The sequence below is a fragment of the Sphingobium chungbukense genome, from assembly GCF_001005725.1.
GTDB classification, from domain to species: Bacteria; Pseudomonadota; Alphaproteobacteria; order Sphingomonadales; family Sphingomonadaceae; genus Sphingobium; species Sphingobium chungbukense.
Window position 1 is genome coordinate 1,096,718 of record NZ_LBIC01000001.1, and the last position, 16,255, is coordinate 1,112,972.

Here is a 16,255-nt window from a genome sequence, read left to right on the forward strand (position 1 = left end):
TCAGATGCGCGATAATCCCACCGATCGATACAATGGGCAAGAATTATCTCGCATCTGAAATGCGCGTTAATTCCGAAGGTCGGACTGGAACGCGCCGATGGGCACCCAGCATCAGCGGGCTTCGCCAGCCTCATGAAACTACGCGGCATTGGGCCTGAGTTCGCCAACATCCTCTGGTCCGAAGGGCTTTATCGAAACTTCGACAATCGGCGCCAACTGGCTGCCTATGCCGGCCTAGTTCCGACCCCCTGGCAGAGCGGGGCGACCTATCGGGACAAGGCGTGTCACAAGCCGGTAACCCAAGACTGCGAACCGCCATGATCCAGCTGTCCTGGTTTTGGCTGCTTCATCAACCGGACTCTGCGCTGAGCAGATGGTTCCACAGTCGGACCAACCTCGCAGGTTGTCGACGTCGGCAACCTGCCATCGTCGCTCTGGCACGCAAGCTGATCATCGCATTATGGAAGTTTGTCCAGCATGGTGTCGTGATTGACGGGGCCGTGATGAAGGGCGCTTGATCAGAATTTTCAGTTTGCCGGGTCAACCCAAACCCGGCTGAACCGAGCGGGCGGACCGACACCCCCCTGTGGCTTAATCACCGCAAGCAGAAACAGGCTGGCCAAGCTGACAAGCAGGCCAACCCATTCCTGCCATATAGTGACACGCTCTATTCGATAGTGGCCCCGCCGTGCTTGGAAGTGGATGACGGGTCCCTTGTAATGCACAACCTCATCGCCCTGCATGACGCGCCAGATCGGGAAAGCGGCGCGGCGCATTGTCACCTCGCCTGGCGTCGCTGCCACCACCTCGTTCCCCGGCCTGATGTCGCGCCATTCGGTGAGGTTGGGCTTCCGTTCAAAGTCGGTTATGCGATTTGTGTTGAAGCCGGCAGGCAGATATTCCACGGCATCGGGCAGATCACGCCTGATCATGGCGTAGGGCACTGGCTTGATCAGATATTCCGCCGCTTCGGCTGTCCATCGGACATAGGAAAAGGCCACAAGCGCCAATCCCAATCCCAACAGGATCGGTTGTGGACGGCAGCTCAGAATGGCCGTTATGGCGGCAAATTCGATGAGGCCCAGCAACCGCCAGGGAAATTGCGCCTGAGCAAAGGGGGGAATGTCCCAGAGGAAGGGGATGAGGCCGAGCGCGGCCAGCGCGGCCAAAAGGCTTATGACGGTCCAGATGGAACGTGCCGACAGCGACAGCAGCGCAAGGCCAGCGATCAACACCGGAATGGGCAGCATCTGGAGGAGGGGGCCGTCCGCCAGCAGCCCCCAAGAAGATGGCCGATACCAGGGTCCCCATAGCAGTTGCGAGGAAATATGGCCCTGCATCGTCAGGGCCGGGAGCAGATAGAAGGCCGCAAGACCAATGGCGAGCGCGCCACTAACTGCCAAGAACCAAAAGGCGCGCCGGTCTGCCAGGATTCTATGCAGGCCCAGCGGAGCGATCAGGAAGAAGCCGGTGAGCATCGCCATGGGCAAATGGGTCAGCACGAGTCCTGCATAGGCGAGCGCCAGCAGGATGACGCCCCTGCGCTCGGGAAGGCGGGTTATGGCTAGCGCAATGAGGGGATACCATATGAAGGCGGTAAATTCCGCCAGAGCGCCCCGGACATAGAAGTCCATCAGGTGATAGGGCGCGGCCATATAGAGGATCGCCCCGGCAAGCGGATAGGTGCCGCGTGCGGAAAGCCAATGATACATGGCAATGCCTGACAGCAGCAGCGTCAGGAACGCGGCCATGTTGATAGCGGCGAGCGTGGACAGGCCGCCAGCATCGAACGCGCCGGCTATCCAGAAGGCGATGGGCGGATAGAAATAGAAGGCAGGACTACCCAGTCCTTCGAAACTGTCCGGTAGCCAGCGTGGATAGAGATTTCCCTTCGCCATCTCCGTCCCGAACTGACTCGTCCAGACATAATTGTAGGTAACGGAATGGGAATCGCCCGGGCCCAGCAGAAAGGTCGGCAGCAGCAGGAGTGTCGCCATAAGCGCGAGGGGGCCGACCTGACGCAGGCTGTTTTGAGTGGTCATCCGCGCCATCGTCGCCGTTTCATCCATCGCAGCCTGATCGCCGAAAATGGTAAAGATTATGCTGACCTTCCCACCGGCGCTGCCGTACCCCGACGCGGGTGAGGCTTTGTTAACCATTTTCGCTGATATCGGCATGGGGCACCGGCCCGCATTGGGGGCTCAAAAGGAATGGCTACACCATCTTTGTTGTCGATCGTCATTCCGGTCTTCAATGAACAGGAGAGCATTTCGCTATTCCTGGATGCAGCGCGTCCCGCGGTCGCCCGAGCGCTTCAGCTCATCGGACCGGACGCTCGAGCCGAATTTCTGTTCATCAATGATGGCAGCACTGACCGCACCGACGACATATTGACGATCCTCGCCCGTCTGGACCCCGATATCCGCCACATCACCCTGTCGCGCAATTTCGGCAAGGAAGCGGCATTGGCTGCCGGGATCGACCGAGCGAGGGGAGACGCGGTCATCCCGATCGACGTCGACCTGCAAGATCCGCCGGAAGTCATCGTCGCCATGGTCCGCCATTGGTTGGCGGGGGCGAAGGTGGTCAATGCGCGCCGCGCAGACCGGTCCAGCGACGACTGGTTCAAGCGCTGGAGCGCGCAAGGATTCTATCGCCTCATCAACCGCCTTTCCGATCATCCCATCCCTGAAAATGTTGGTGATTTCCGGCTGCTTGACCGGCAGGCAGTGGACGTCATCAAACAACTCGGCGAACAGGCTCGCTTTACCAAGGGCCTTTTCTCCTGGGTCGGTTTTCGCATCGCCACTGTCGATTATGAACGCGCTCCTCGCGAGGCCGGGAGCAGCAAGTGGCGCGTGAGCAAGCTCTGGTCGCTCGCCGTGGACGGCATCACCGCCTCGACGACCATACCACTGCGCATATGGTCCTATATCGGCGGCAGCATCGCGCTGATGGCCTTTGCCTATGCCGCCTTCCTGGTGCTGCACACGCTGCTGACCGGAGTGGATACGCCGGGCTATGCCTCGATCATGGTTGCCGTGCTCATGCTGGGCGGCCTCAACCTGATGAGCCTTGGCATCATCGGAGAATATCTGGGCCGCGTCGCGCAGGAGGTGCGCAATCGGCCGCTTTATGTCGTGGCTGAGGAAAGCGAGCCGACAGTGCCGCCTGCCATCCAGCCCCAAGCCAAGGAAGAGGACGAATGGATCGATCAGCCTATGCGAGCATGAGCGCGCAGGAGCAGGATCATTGGTGGTTTGTCGCGCGTCGCGCCATCATCGAAAGCCTGGTCCGAACCCATGTTCCGCTACCTGCTGACGCTCATATTCTTGAAGCGGGCTGCGGCACAGGCGGCAACCTTGCGCTGCTGGCGCAATATGGCGCGCTCGATGCCATGGAATATGATGCGAACGCCCGCGCCTTGGCCGCCGCGCGAGGTCTGTGCCGGGTGGAGGCAGGCGCCCTGCCCGACGCGATCGGTTTCGGCGAAACCCGTTACGACCTGATCGCGCTGCTCGATGTGCTGGAGCATATCGACGAGGATGAAGCGTCGCTGCGCGCTCTGGGTACGCGGCTGGCGCCCAAGGGGCGGCTGTTGCTCACCGTCCCGGCTGCGCCCTGGCTCTGGTCGGATCATGACGTGCTGCACCACCACAAGCGCCGTTACACGCATGATGGCCTGCTGGAAGTGGTCCGCGCAGCGGGGTTGAAGGTTGAAGTCTCAGGCCATTTCAACAGCCTGCTTTTCCCGCTCGCGGTAGCGCAGCGCTTCGCTCATCAGTTGTTGCGCCGTGACACGCCCCTCGACGCGCGCCCGTCACCGCTCGTCAATGCCGCGCTTCAGCGCGTGTTCGCGGCGGAGCGGCATCTGCTCGGCCGCCTTCCCTTCCCCATGGGCCTTTCACTTTACGCCATTCTCTCGGTCTGATGGCGCGTTGCGTGGATCGTAGGGCAGCCTCCAGGTGCCATCCCAGCAGCGGGCCGGTTCGCTCGCCGAGGCGCGGGCCGGATGGGAAGGGCGGATGAGCGAGGGAAGCTTATCGACAGGGGCCAGATAGGATCCCTTGGGAAAGGCTGCGAAGGTTTGATCCCATGCCTTGAAGAAGGTGCAGCGCACTTCGGGTGCGGCGGGATAGAGTAATGCGCGCCGGATCTCGGCAAGGCCCGTCAGGCTGCCAATGGCAAGCACCACCATGAACCAGCGCCACCTCTCGCCCCGTTGTACGACATGATCGCTGACCATCACCGTGACCAGAGCCAAGGCCGTGATCGAGCCACGCATCATGAAGTCGGTCGACCAGCCAATCTGCACGAAGGGGATGAGCATCAGCCAGGCAAAGGCCAGCCACAGGCTATCGCGCCCGAATCGCGTCGATCGTCCGGCGATCGCCAGAGGAATCAGATAAGGAAGCGTTTCAAAAGTTTGGAACAGCAGCCACTGGACGAAGGGGATCGGCTGAAAATGGAATCCGACGTCATCCGATGCTGCGCCCAGATAGATGAGCGATGGCAGGCAAAGGAGAAGCGATGCCGCGGGGACCAGGACGTCGCGCAATCGAAGCGTCCTCGCGATCAGCGTTCGTAATCCCGCCAGCGCGACAAAGGGCATGGCTCCCATCAGCCCCAGCGGCGACCAGAGCGCCGTCAGCGGCAGCAGCGCCAGCCATGGCGCGAGGGGCACGCGGCCCTCCCGCCACAACATATAGCCGACCGCGCCCACCCAACCGGCGATCGCGTGCTGCGGCACCCAGAACAGCAGGGTGATGGTCGAGGAATATTGGATTTCGGCCCAATCTTCCAGGTGACCGGTGAGCATTCCCTGCATGAGCAGGTCGCCAATCGCATCCATGCCGGAAAACAGGACGAATATCGCCAGGCCGATCAGGCGCGAGCGCTGGTCTGCGAACAACTGGCTTCCCAGGGCGAGCAGGAGCGCAACGAGCGTCGTATTCTGTGCCAGCAGGGCAATATCCGCCGCTCTTGGGCCAAGCAACTTGAAGACCAGTGCGGGTGCCAGGAACATGCCGATCGGCGCGCGCAGCAGGTCGGGCTCGGAGCGCGCCGTGTAGACGAATGGCCAGGGGTTGATGCCCATGTCCCGCAGCACGGCAAAGCGCACCTGCCAATCCACATTGGCGTAGAAGAACCGCCCCTCGCCGCTCAGCACCAACAGGCCCAGCGCAACCAGGAAACAGGTCAGCAAGGTGGCGAGGGTAATATCGCGGCTATCCTTGAAGATCTTGATCGTGAAAAAGCAAAGCCCGCCGACGATCAATCCGCCAAGGATGTAGGCCCAGGCGGGCGCGGTATCGAGAAACCGCCATAGCAGCAGCTGACTTCCGCCCAACCAGGCGGCAAGAGACGCCCAAATCCAGCGTGGCGCTATCAAAATAGAGGGCCGATTTCCCGAGACCGTGGAAGCGGCGCCAGTGGATGGTCCGACATGGCCGGCCGAGATGGATGTCTCCCCCATTTCCCAGGTCCTTAAAGAATTGCCCGCCAAGGTCGATAGAGGACCGGCGCCAGATGGCAAAGAGCGGTGAGGGAAAAATGCGCGTTCAGTTCAGCCTGTTGATCGACTCCCGCATGTGGCCGGTGCCCACGCTGGCGTAGCGCTGGACCGTTTTGAGAGACTTCCAGCCGCCCATGTGCATGATAGTGATGAGGTCGATGCTGGCCATCACGCAGTGTGACGCCCAATGGTGGCGCCAGTCATGAACGGTGAAATCGTCGATGGCGGCCCGCTTGCAGGCCGTCTTGTGCTGGGTCTTCAGTGGATTGCTTCCCGGTATGGTGCCAAGCCGCGTGTCCTTATAGGGTTCGCCGAAGCGGTTGAGGAATACATGGCCGTTCATCGGCTTCCCCCGCTTCTCCCAGATCGGCAACAGCACCTCCTTGACGCGCGGATGCATCGGGACTGACTGGATCATCGCGTTTTTCGTATGGTTGAGCAGGATGGCTTCCCGCTCCATATCGACGCCCTTGACGCCCCAGGGCAGTTGCAAGGCGGTCTGGATGCGCGGACCGTGAAAGGCCAGCATGATGATGACCGGCTGGATATGCGACGCGTAGGCCGCGATCAGGCGGTCGCGGTCGTCCTTTGTCAGGAAGCGCACCCGCTCATTGTCGAACGGTATCGCCTTGATCCTGAACGGAGGAAGATCATGCAGTTCGCGATAGATATTGACCGCCGCCTGGAACACGGCCCTGTAGCGATCCTGGCCGGCAGGTGCATGACCGCTCAAATAGGCCCGCCGAAACCGCTCCCACGCCTGCTTGGGTTCCCGCAGCGACATCTCACCGACCCGTTTGTTGCCGTTCTTCCCACGGCGGCGGGCGGAGAGCATGTGATTCTTTCCAATAGCAGCTGATATTGCGCTTCCGTCGCGCGCATTTTTCCGCACGTGTGAACAGAGGGCACGCCATGTTTCGCGAAGGTACGTCGCATCCATTTCGTGGGATCTGCGCTGGTCATCTTGAGCCTCGACAGGATCTCCCGCGGGGTAAGGAGAGTATCGCTGCGTCCGGCTGTGGGTGCGCGATGCGACATCCGTCCTCCGTCGGAATCGGAGACGGCTACACGCTCGCCTGCCGCGGTTTCGGCAGATCGCCGCACGATGGTCGTGCGACGTTCAGGCGATACAATCTGCACCATACCAGACGTTGGCAGCCCATGCGGCGTTGTTGCATTGGCGGGGCCGGCTTCCGGTTTTATAGGATTTTTCGTCGACATGTTGGAGCAGACTGCTTGATTGCCGCCGCCTTTATTGTTCCGTTCAGTCGTGCGGAGGTGGTTCATCGCTTCGGAGGCGACGAAGTAGAAGCGGCTCTGCCATGATGAAGAGTGCGCGCACTGCACCATGATCAACTCGGGGAGGTGTCGTTGGCGCTCCAAAACATAGGGTTGCGCTGCCAATCCTGGACGGCGGATTCCTGCCAACCTTTGCCGCTGGTGGCGATGCGGATTTGTTTCGGAAAGGTTCCGGCTCGGATCTTGCGATAGAGCGTCGCGCGACTGAGGCCGGTGCGATCAAGGACCGTGTTGAGTCGTAATATGGGATCCAATGATTGCGCGTTCATGATATTCTCCATTACTGTCATCGTTTACGCCCCCAACAAAGAATTGTGGGAGCTTTCTGCCGCGTCAAGATCATGAGAATCAGCGTTTGGGACTCAATGCGGCCTGGACGTCCATGTCGGTCCATCGGGATAGACTATGCGTAGAAAATTTTTTCTGGCCCGGGGCAGCGGCTTTCACGGCCCCGCGACTGAGACTTTTTGAGATCCGAAAGTGGCCGGACCGCAGTGGGGAAGACCAGTGGGAAGTCTTCCTGATTCGGATTGGGTCCCAGATGCGGCGCACAGCCATTTTGGGATATCTGGACGGCGAAGGGATTTGACGGCCCCCATCCCCATATCCCCTGCCGTTGAATAAGCCGGGGCTAACTCAATACGCCTGTTGATTTGTCGTATAGATTAGATTCATTACTAATGCTCGTGTTTTGCGCTGTGGTGAGGAAAAATGAAGCTCAAGGAAGATTGGCTTGCATGTAGTTTCATTGTGGTACTGCAGCTTTCACTGATTTGGTCTCATGTCGCTTGGCAGGATGAGTGGCAGGCGCTCCAAATCGCTGCATCGAGCCCAACCTTGGCATCTTTGGCGGAGCATTTGCGATATGAAGGACACCCGCCGCTTTGGTATATTTTTCTTCGTGTCATTGCGTTCGCTGCAGGGAGCGATTTAGCTTTAAAAATAGCTGTAACCCTTTGTGCATTGATAACAATATTTATTGTTTTCAGTTTTACAAATCAACCTCTTTGGTTACGTGTGTGCGTGCTTCTGTCTGAACCAATACTGTTTGAGTTCAATACGATTTCTCGTAGCGGAAGTCTGGGCATAATGATCATTTTTGCGGTTGTTCGATTTTGGAATAATCGCGCATTTTGGGTCCTGATCGGACTATTGCCACTTACTGATTTCTTATTTGGTTTGGTTTCTATCGTGTTTTTGTCAATTAGGTGGCGAGAAATATTTAATTGGCGTATTGTTCCTTGGTTCATTTCAGGCGTAGTCGCAGCGATATCGGTCATTCCGCCAAGTGATATTGTTCCAGCACTCCATCCATCGAGCCTTTACTGGGATGTCATTGGCTGGTCTGCGCGGACGGGACAATTAATTTTCCCATTTCAGCCAAGATGGAATGCATTTTACTCTATTAATGCATTCCTGATACCCATTTTGCTATATTTATTTTACCATCAATTGCATTTTTTTGAGAGGTTATCATTTTTTGTATTTTTATTTATAACATTTTTATTTTCTATTTTGATATATCCACTTTTGCTTCGCCATTTGATGATCATTTTGGTTTTGTTTCTCGCACTGACGTTGCGGCGAGAAATGACGACCTTGATGCGTGTCTGGATCGTAGGCCTTGCGTGTCTGGGCGTAGCGACAGCGACATTGAATTTCCTCCTTCCGTTCGATTCGGCACCGAAAATGGCATCAATCATCCGCCAGAAGGGGTTGGAAAATGCTCCTTGGGTTGGAGCGCCGCAATCTGTGCCGCAAGCAGTGTTTGCCGAACTGGATCTGCCGTTTCAGCGCGTCGGGGCCGACTGCTCATCAACATTCACGCGCTGGAACTTTCCACATGTGTTGAACGACCCATCCACCCTATCGCAGTGGCTCGCTCAACGAGAAAGGCAGGGTGGATTTTATTTACTTTCCAGTGTTGAATTGGATCGCGAGGCCATCGTGCACGTCGATGCGGGCTATGATAGCATTCCATATTACATCTACCGTTTCGGAGATCCCAAAAGCGGCAAGCTGGCCCCGCCGTGTTTCAATGTTCATCCTTTGCGGACAGATTTGAGCAATGAAAGATGAAGCGTCCCGGGTTTTCCGAAGGCTCCTATCTGTGAGAAGGAGCTATGATGAGCGCTACAAGGAACAAGTTTTCGCCTGAGTTTCGCGCCCCGTGCGGTACGGATGGTGGAGGAGCACCGAGGGGACTGCCCCTCTGAGTGGGCAGCGATGACCTCGATCGCAGGGAAGATTGACTGCACGACCGAGACGCTGCGCCGCTGGCGGCGCGTCTCGGCCGCCAAGGGCCAACCTTCCTGGCCGCCGCTGGCGATGTTGAAGGCCCTGCTGCTGTCGATCTGGTATTATCTGTCCGGAATAAAACTGGCTGAGGCGCCCGATGATCGAGCCTCCTTTCGCCCGTTCTGCGGGTTTGCCGAATGAAGCAACACTGAACGTACCGCCTTCTTCAGGCTTCGCAGACTACTGGTTGCCGATCAGCTGGACCGAACGCTGTTTGAAGCCGTGACCATGCAGCTCAGATCAAAGGCGGTAACGGTCAAGACAGGGACACTGGTCGATGCCACCATCATTGCTTCGGCAACCGGAGGAGGAGGAGGAGGAGGCGCGCTGGGTCAAGCATAAGGGAAAGCAGGCTGTTCGCGGCTTCAACGCCCATATCGGCACCGATGCTGATACGGCGCTGGTCGAGGAAGTGTCGATCACGTCGGCGAATATCAATGATGGGAAAGCAGGTCCCGATGCGCTGCCCGAGAACCCGGGCGAGGTGTTTGCCGACAGCGCGTACCGCGGCTATCACTTTCGCGATGCCGTGCGGGCAAAGGGCAGCATTCCCCGGATCGTCGCCACTGGCATGTGGGGCCACGATGAAGCCGAACCGCTGCGCGAGCTCCATGAATGGAAACAACCGAACCATCGCGTGGGCGGTCGGATCGAGAAGATCTTCGGGACATGGAAGCGATGCTACGGCCTGCGCCGAATGCGATGGCGAGGTCTCGCCAAAGCCGCCGTCCAAGTTCACCTCACCGCCATCGCCTATAACCTCAAGCGCACAATGAATATCCTCTACGTTCCCGCATGATATCCCTTCGCCTGCAAAGCATAGACCAGATCGAGAACCCACGGCGAACATTCAGGTGATTTCAGAGTGTTACGCTCACCCCCGAACAGGTCTCATAAACCCCTGACATCAAAGTTGAGTGGCAGCCTAGAACATGGCAAAGGATGCCACGAGGCTCATTAACGCCTAAGCAGGGAGGCGGGGCTGCGGAGCGGGGAAACGTGTGGATCGATGATAATACCGCAATTGGCAAATGGACGGGTGCATTTGCTCTCAACCGGCTATTTCCGGGGAACGGCGACTTGGGGGCGTCGCCGCAGTCATCCCTGGCCCGCCTCGGCTCATTGAAAATAGGACCGGGACCGATTCTTTCTGCGGTTCTCGCGATACTGGCGCTACAAAATATACTACTTTGGCGATTTTTGAACTTTGTGCCTGGCTGGTTCTACGCAATCGCCACTATGCTCGTCGGAATCGTCGCTTGGGCCCTTGCAAGAACGTCGCCGCCCCATGCCCATGCAACGCCAGAGGTGGATCGGCAGGGACCATGCCTGCGCAGAATATTGCTGCTAGCGTGCGTGGCCATTGTGATTTTCGTCCTCGGCGGTGAGGGCCGCTTTTTCTATGCCAATGCGGACTGGCAAGTACGCGATTCCGTTTTGCGCGACCTCATCGTCTACCCATGGCCGTTTGCCTACAGGTTCGACAGTCAGGTCGAACTTTTACGTGCCCCGCTGGGTATGTATTTGCTACCTGCAGTGGCGGGCAAGGCGCTTGGTTCTACGGGAGCTGACCTTGCGCTTCTTGTCCAGAACAGTTTGCTTTTGACGCTGCTTTTAGGGCTGGGATCAACGCTCTTCACAACATCGCGCGCGCGTATCCGTGGCCTTGTCATCACGGTTTTTTTCAGCGGAATGGATGTCATTGGACAATGGCTGCACGCGCATATCTATGGCTATCCGTTTCCAGATCATATTGAACGCTGGGCATTCACCCAATATTCCTCACATATCACCCAGGCATTTTGGGTTCCTATGCATGCCCTTTCAGGCTGGTTTGGTGCGGTGCTGTTTCTTCTCTGGAGGGAAAAGCGGATTTCGTTGGGGCAAATGTATGCGCCGGTGCCGCTTTTGATGCTAATGTCGCCCCTCGGCGTGATGGGCACCCTGCCGTTCGCAGCCTACGCCGGTATCGTGACACTTTGGAAGCGCGATCTCAAGGCAGGTGACATTCTGCTTCCGGGAATGACCACGGCGCTGACATTGCCCGCCATCCTGTATCTAGGTGCGGGCAGCGGCGAGGTGGGTCTGCATTTCATGCCGCTACCGCCCATACTCTACGTCATTTTTGAGCTGCTTGAGGTCATTCCTTTTGTGGTGGGGGCCGCGTTGATTGGCCGCACGAGCACTGGGGAACGTGCCACCTTACTGCTCGTTGCCGTTTGCCTGCTGCTGCTTCCTTGGGGGCAATTGGGCGAGGGGATGGATTTCACCATGCGGGTTTCCATTCCTGCGCTCGCGATCCTGTCCTTTCAGGTCGCAAGGGCTTTTGATCGAGCCGAAGCTGACCGCAGTTATCATCGTCCTGCGGGGGTAATGGCTGTCATACTCATGATAGGGTCCATCACGGGCGGGTTTGAAATCGTAAGAGCGCTCATGCACAAGCCCTCGCCACCTGTGCACTGCAACCTGGCAACGTCCATATACCAAAATGTAGATCTGCCGAAACATGCCAGCCGGGCAACCTATTTTACCGCGATTGATGCGATACCTTCCATCATAAGACCTCAACTCTCGACCATGGTCAGCCATGAAAGCGCGCAATGTTGGGAACGTCCCTGGGAGGTCAGCCGCTTCGCCAATAAGGGCAAATAGATTTTGGTGGCGGCAATCTTAACGCCGCGCTAGTGAAATCTAGAGTAGAGTGAGCGAAAGTCGCTCAAGATGGGATCGGATGTAAGAGCGGCGTCCCTGGGGGTGGGTAGATGCAAGCAGTCATTCTTGCGGGTGGATTGGGCACCCGCTTGGGCGAGGAAACGTCCATTCGTCCAAAACCCATGGTAGAAATCGGCGGAATGCCGATCATCTGGCACATCATGAAAATCTATTCGGCGGCGGGCGTGAACGATTTCATCGTCTGCCTTGGCTATAAAGGCTACATGATCAAGGAGTATTTCGCCAATTACTTCCTTCATACCGCTGACGTAACGATCGACCTTAAAAACAATAGCGTCGAGGTTCATCAGAACTGGAGCGAGCCTTGGCGGATCACGCTCGTCGACACCGGCGCTGACACCCAGACAGGCGGCCGCCTCAAGGCCATCGCAAATCACCTTGTCGAAGGACAGCCCTTCTGCTTCACTTATGGTGATGGCGTGGCCGATATTGATATCGCCAATCTCATCGCCTTCCACCACAGCCATGGGAAAAGCGCCACGATCACCGCAGTTGCGCCTCCGGGCAGATTCGGCGCCATCGAATTTGAAGGTGAGTTTGTCCGCAGTTTCCGGGAGAAGCCAGCCGGAGACGGCGGCCTGATCAACGGCGGCTTCTTCGTCGCTGATCGCTCCGTGATTGAACTGATCGACGGCCCAGAGACTATCTGGGAACAGAAGCCGCTGGAGCAGCTTGCGGCCACCGGTGAGTTGGCTGCCTATCGCCATGATGGCTTTTGGCACCCGATGGATACGCTTCGGGACAAGCTGTACCTGGAATCGCTCTGGCAGCAGGGTGCGCCTTGGAAAAGCTGGTGAACGCCTTTTCCTGGACGGGCCGGCGCGCGCTGGTCACCGGCCATACCGGCTTCAAGGGCGGATGGCTTTCGCTCTGGTTGCATCAGTTGGGCGCGCACGTCACCGGCTTGTCGCTGCCGCCCCCCACCCAGCCAAGCTTCTTCGAGCAAACGCATCTTCGCGATCTTGTGGACCATGTGGAGGGCGACATCCGCGACATGCAAACGGTATCGGAAGCGGTCGAAGCTGCGCGTCCGGAGATCGTGTTTCACCTCGCTGCTCAGCCTCTGGTGCGCTATTCCTACGCCAATCCGGTCGAAACTTACGCGACCAACGTTATGGGCACGGTGCATATACTCGAAGCCTGTCGCACCAGCGATAGCGTCCGAGCCGTAATCTGCGTCACGACCGACAAATGTTATGAGAATCGCGAATGGATTTGGCCCTATCGCGAAAATGATCCGATGGGCGGCTACGATCCATACAGCAGCAGTAAGGGAGCTGCGGAACTCGCCATCGCAGCATATCGGCGCTCCTACCCTGGCGGGCCAAAGATCGCTTCTGCGCGCGCCGGCAACGTGATCGGCGGCGGCGACTGGGCGGAGGATCGCCTTATTCCGGACATCATCCGTGCGCTGAGCGCAGGCGAACGGCCGATGATCCGCAATCCTGCTTCGGTCCGGCCTTGGCAACATGTCCTGGAGGCATTGTCCGGCTATCTCGCGATCGGAAGGCGGTTGCTCGAGGGCCGGGACGATATGGCGACGGCCTGGAATTTCGGCCCTTCCGACGATGATGCCCGTCCTGTGAGCTGGATCGTCGAACAGATGCTTGCCGCTTGGGGTTCGCCAAGCGGATGGGATCAACCCTCCACTCCTCAACCGCATGAAGCGGCCATGCTGAGACTGGATTCGAGCAAAGCGCGCAGCGAACTAGGCTGGAAGCCAAATATTAGCCTAAACGGAGCATTAACCAAAATAGTGGATTGGCATAAGGACGTGGCGCGCGGGGGAGATGCCCGCGAAATCAGCCTGCTTCAAATTGACGAATATATGGCGCGCAGAACTGTGCGGACGGGCGAGGACCAATGGGCGTGAACGATATACCTGGAGCTTCCCAACTGCAGGCCTTGGCCGAACAGTCGGACGAGGCGCAGCTGCGCCATCTTATCCTGGATCTTGTTGGGGAATATGCCCGCCGCCACCATGCTCCGCAGACCTTCGTTCCCGGCGAAAGCCCTGTGCCGGTTTCCGGCAAGGTTTATGGTGCGGAAGACATGCAGGCTCTCGTCGATTCATCGCTGGATTTCTGGCTGACGACCGGCCGCTTCAACGCCGCATTCGAGGAAAAGCTTGCGGCACGCATTGGCGTCCAGCATGCGCTGACGACCAATTCCGGTTCGTCGGCCAATCTGTTGGCACTATCATCGCTCTGCTCTCACTATCTCAGGGGAGATGCGCTCAAACCCGGCGACGAGGTGATTACAGTCGCAACTGGTTTTCCGACCACCGTAAATCCTGCACTGCAATATGGGCTGGTTCCTGTCTTCGTCGACGTTGATATCCCGACCTACAATATCAAGCCTGACGCGATCGAGGCCGCGGTGTCCAACCGGACGCGCGCCATCATGATCGCCCACACGCTCGGCAATCCCTTCGATCTGGGAGAGGTGATGCGGGTCGCCGAGAAATATGATCTCTGGGTCGTCGAAGATTGCTGCGATGCGCTCGGTGCTACCTATGGCGGGCAGAATGTTGGCACTTTCGGCGACATTGGCACGTTGAGTTTCTATCCCGCCCATCACATCACCATGGGCGAAGGGGGCGCGGTCTTCACGGACAAGCCACGGCTGAAGCGCGTTATCGAATCGATGCGCGATTGGGGGCGGGATTGCTGGTGCGCCCCAGGTATGGACAACACATGCGGCAAGCGCTTCTGCCGCAAGCTTGGTGATCTGCCGATGGGCTATGATCATAAATATACATACAGCCATTGCGGTTATAATCTGAAGATTACCGACATGCAGGCGGCCGTCGGCTTTGCCCAGCTTGACCGCCTTGAGGGTTTCATAGCGGCCCGACGGCGCAATTTCGATTTGCTGACAGAGCTTCTGAAGCCTTTTGAAGAGGCACTCATCCTGCCGGAGGTCACGCCCAACAGCGAGCCTTCCTGGTTCGGATATCCGATCACCATCCGTAAGGGAGCCCCATTTGCACGCGATGAATTGGTGCGGCACCTAGATGCGCACCGCATCGGCACGCGGCTCCTGTTCGGTGGCAATCTCATTCGCCAACCTTATATGCGCGGGCGCAATTATCGCGTCGTCGGCTCTCTCGATAATGCGAATTTCGTGACCGAAAGCACCTTTTGGATCGGCCTTTATCCGGGACTAGGCGAACTCCACCTGGAATATGTGGCTGAAACCGTAGAGGGTTTTTTAAGGAACTATGTTAATAAGTAAGCCTTGCGACTGCACCAGCCGCTTGGGGCGGGGGAATTTTCGTGACTGAGTCCATTTTCAATGACCTGTTCGTACTTGAACTGGCCAATAATCACTGGGGCAAGCTTGAACGGGGGTTGAAGATCATCCGCGATTTCGCTCGCGTGGTGAAATTCAACAATGTGCACGCCGCGATCAAGCTGCAGTTTCGGGATGTCGATAATTTCGTCCATCCCGATTTCCGCGATCGGGCCGATATCCGCTACATCAAGAAGACACTCGATACTCAGATGCCGTGGGAAAATCTGCGGCTGATGGTGGAGACGGTCCGCGACTGCGGCATGATCACGATGGTCACTCCGTTCGACGAAGTCTCCGTCGACAAATGCGTCGAGTTTGGCGTGGAAATTCTCAAGATCGCCAGCTCGGACGTTCGCGACAAGACCCTATTGCAGAAGATGGCCTCGACCGGACTCCCCGTGATCGCTTCGACGGGCGGCGCCAGCCTGGAGCATATCGACGAGCTCGTCGCCTTCTTCACCTCGCGCAACATACCCTTCGCGCTCAATCATTGCGTGTCGCTCTACCCCTCCGAAGATGGCGACCTCGAGCTTGATCAGATCGATTTCCTGAAGGCACGCTATCCCGGCATCGTGATCGGATATTCGACCCATGAATATCGGGATTGGTGGGATTCCACGCTGATCGCCTACGGCAAGGGTGCCCGCACTTTTGAGCGTCATATCGACATCGACTATGAAGGCTTACCGGTCAGCCCCTATTGCACCAAGCCCGAACAGGCCAATATCTGGTTTCGCGCCATGAAGAAGGCGCAGGAAATGTGTGGTGGTGGTTCCGCCGAACGGCGGGCCGTACCGGAGGGCGAGCGCCGCTATCTCGATGCACTGGTGCGGGGCGTTTACGCGAAGCGTGATCTTTCCGTCGGGGAAGTGCTGACGGCTGATGACGTGTTTTTCGCCGTTCCTCTGCTCAAGGGGCAGCTCTCCACCCGCGAATTCATCGGGGGCGAGCGCTTGACTGCTCCCATCGTGGCCAATGCCCCGCTTGACGTTCAGAGCATAGATGCGCCGGCGCTTCGTGATCCGGCGCTCGTATCCCTGATCCTGGATCGCGGACTCGACACCTCGACCGCGCGCACCGCAATCGCTTCCTGAGATGAACGACATGGGGCGA

At 57.9% G+C, this 16,255-nt stretch carries 14 protein-coding genes and 2 pseudogenes; 12 read left to right on the forward strand and 4 right to left on the reverse strand.

Features of this window, described 5'->3' with window-relative positions; all coding sequences use genetic code 11:
- Positions 1 to 129 precede the first annotated feature (129 nt).
- Positions 130 to 518 (forward strand): annotated as a pseudogene (locus YP76_RS28565) (transposase); the annotation flags it as partial.
- Between the two features lie 9 nt (positions 519 to 527).
- Here YP76_RS28565 and YP76_RS05535 read toward each other — a convergent pair.
- Complete coding sequence (locus YP76_RS05535) at positions 528 to 2,159, reverse strand: integral membrane-like protein (RefSeq protein ID WP_232307450.1); 1,632 nt, start codon at positions 2,157 to 2,159, stop codon at positions 528 to 530.
- 51 nt (positions 2,160 to 2,210) lie between these two features.
- On the opposite strand from YP76_RS05535, the gene YP76_RS05540 reads away from it, so the two are divergent.
- Entirely contained in the window at positions 2,211 to 3,233 is a 1,023-nt protein-coding gene (locus YP76_RS05540; RefSeq protein WP_046762506.1) for a glycosyltransferase family 2 protein, read from the forward strand.
- Positions 3,206 to 3,931, forward strand: a complete 726-nt coding sequence (locus YP76_RS05545) for a class I SAM-dependent methyltransferase (RefSeq protein ID WP_046762507.1) — start codon at positions 3,206 to 3,208, stop codon at positions 3,929 to 3,931. Before YP76_RS05540 ends, YP76_RS05545 begins: the two co-directional genes overlap by 28 nt.
- On the opposite strand, the gene YP76_RS05550 is transcribed toward YP76_RS05545, so the two are convergent.
- The 3 genes from YP76_RS05550 to YP76_RS05560 form a co-directional block, all read right to left on the reverse strand.
- The gene (locus tag YP76_RS05550; RefSeq protein WP_232307451.1) at positions 3,905 to 5,350 is read right to left on the reverse strand and encodes a hypothetical protein; all 1,446 of its coding nucleotides are present in this window, start codon (positions 5,348 to 5,350) and stop codon (positions 3,905 to 3,907) included. The genes YP76_RS05545 and YP76_RS05550 overlap by 27 nt on opposite strands.
- Before the next feature lie 211 nt (positions 5,351 to 5,561).
- A complete protein-coding gene (locus YP76_RS26875; RefSeq protein ID WP_232307452.1) occupies positions 5,562 to 6,350 on the reverse strand; it encodes a tyrosine-type recombinase/integrase in 789 nt (262 codons plus the stop codon).
- 517 nt (positions 6,351 to 6,867) lie between these two features.
- Complete coding sequence (locus YP76_RS05560; RefSeq protein WP_408640422.1) at positions 6,868 to 7,095, reverse strand: helix-turn-helix transcriptional regulator; 228 nt, start codon at positions 7,093 to 7,095, stop codon at positions 6,868 to 6,870.
- A gap of 430 nt (positions 7,096 to 7,525) precedes the next feature.
- Here YP76_RS05560 and YP76_RS27595 point away from each other — a divergent pair, with 430 nt between their 5' ends.
- The 9 genes and pseudogenes from YP76_RS27595 (at position 7,526) to YP76_RS05595 (ending at position 16,236) form a co-directional block, all read left to right on the forward strand.
- Complete coding sequence (locus tag YP76_RS27595) at positions 7,526 to 8,893, forward strand: hypothetical protein (RefSeq protein WP_157035663.1); 1,368 nt, start codon at positions 7,526 to 7,528, stop codon at positions 8,891 to 8,893.
- 47 nt (positions 8,894 to 8,940) lie between these two features.
- A pseudogene (locus tag YP76_RS28570) lies at positions 8,941 to 9,100 on the forward strand (IS3 family transposase); the annotation flags it as partial.
- A 42-nt stretch (positions 9,101 to 9,142) separates the two neighbouring features.
- Positions 9,143 to 9,253, forward strand: coding sequence for a transposase (locus YP76_RS29220; RefSeq protein ID WP_232307462.1), 111 nt, complete (start codon positions 9,143 to 9,145; stop codon positions 9,251 to 9,253).
- Between the two features lie 136 nt (positions 9,254 to 9,389).
- The gene (locus tag YP76_RS27605) at positions 9,390 to 9,911 is read left to right on the forward strand and encodes a transposase (protein WP_198147425.1); all 522 of its coding nucleotides are present in this window, start codon (positions 9,390 to 9,392) and stop codon (positions 9,909 to 9,911) included.
- A gap of 200 nt (positions 9,912 to 10,111) precedes the next feature.
- Complete coding sequence (locus YP76_RS05575) at positions 10,112 to 11,764, forward strand: hypothetical protein (RefSeq protein ID WP_198147426.1); 1,653 nt, start codon at positions 10,112 to 10,114, stop codon at positions 11,762 to 11,764.
- Positions 11,765 to 11,874: 110 nt separating this feature from the next.
- Positions 11,875 to 12,642: a glucose-1-phosphate cytidylyltransferase gene (rfbF, locus tag YP76_RS05580; protein WP_046762510.1), complete on the forward strand. Its 768-nt coding sequence runs from the start codon at positions 11,875 to 11,877 to the stop codon at positions 12,640 to 12,642.
- Positions 12,639 to 13,718 carry a CDP-glucose 4,6-dehydratase gene (gene rfbG / locus YP76_RS05585; protein ID WP_046762511.1) on the forward strand — a complete coding sequence of 360 codons (1,080 nt, stop codon included), beginning with the start codon at positions 12,639 to 12,641 and terminating at the stop codon, positions 13,716 to 13,718. The genes rfbF and rfbG overlap by 4 nt, the downstream gene beginning before the upstream one ends.
- Positions 13,715 to 15,082 carry a lipopolysaccharide biosynthesis protein RfbH gene (rfbH, locus tag YP76_RS05590; RefSeq protein ID WP_232307453.1) on the forward strand — a complete coding sequence of 456 codons (1,368 nt, stop codon included), beginning with the start codon at positions 13,715 to 13,717 and terminating at the stop codon, positions 15,080 to 15,082. The genes rfbG and rfbH overlap by 4 nt, the downstream gene beginning before the upstream one ends.
- A gap of 41 nt (positions 15,083 to 15,123) precedes the next feature.
- Entirely contained in the window at positions 15,124 to 16,236 is a 1,113-nt protein-coding gene (locus tag YP76_RS05595) for an N-acetylneuraminate synthase family protein (RefSeq protein WP_157035666.1), read from the forward strand.
- Positions 16,237 to 16,255 lie beyond the last annotated feature (19 nt).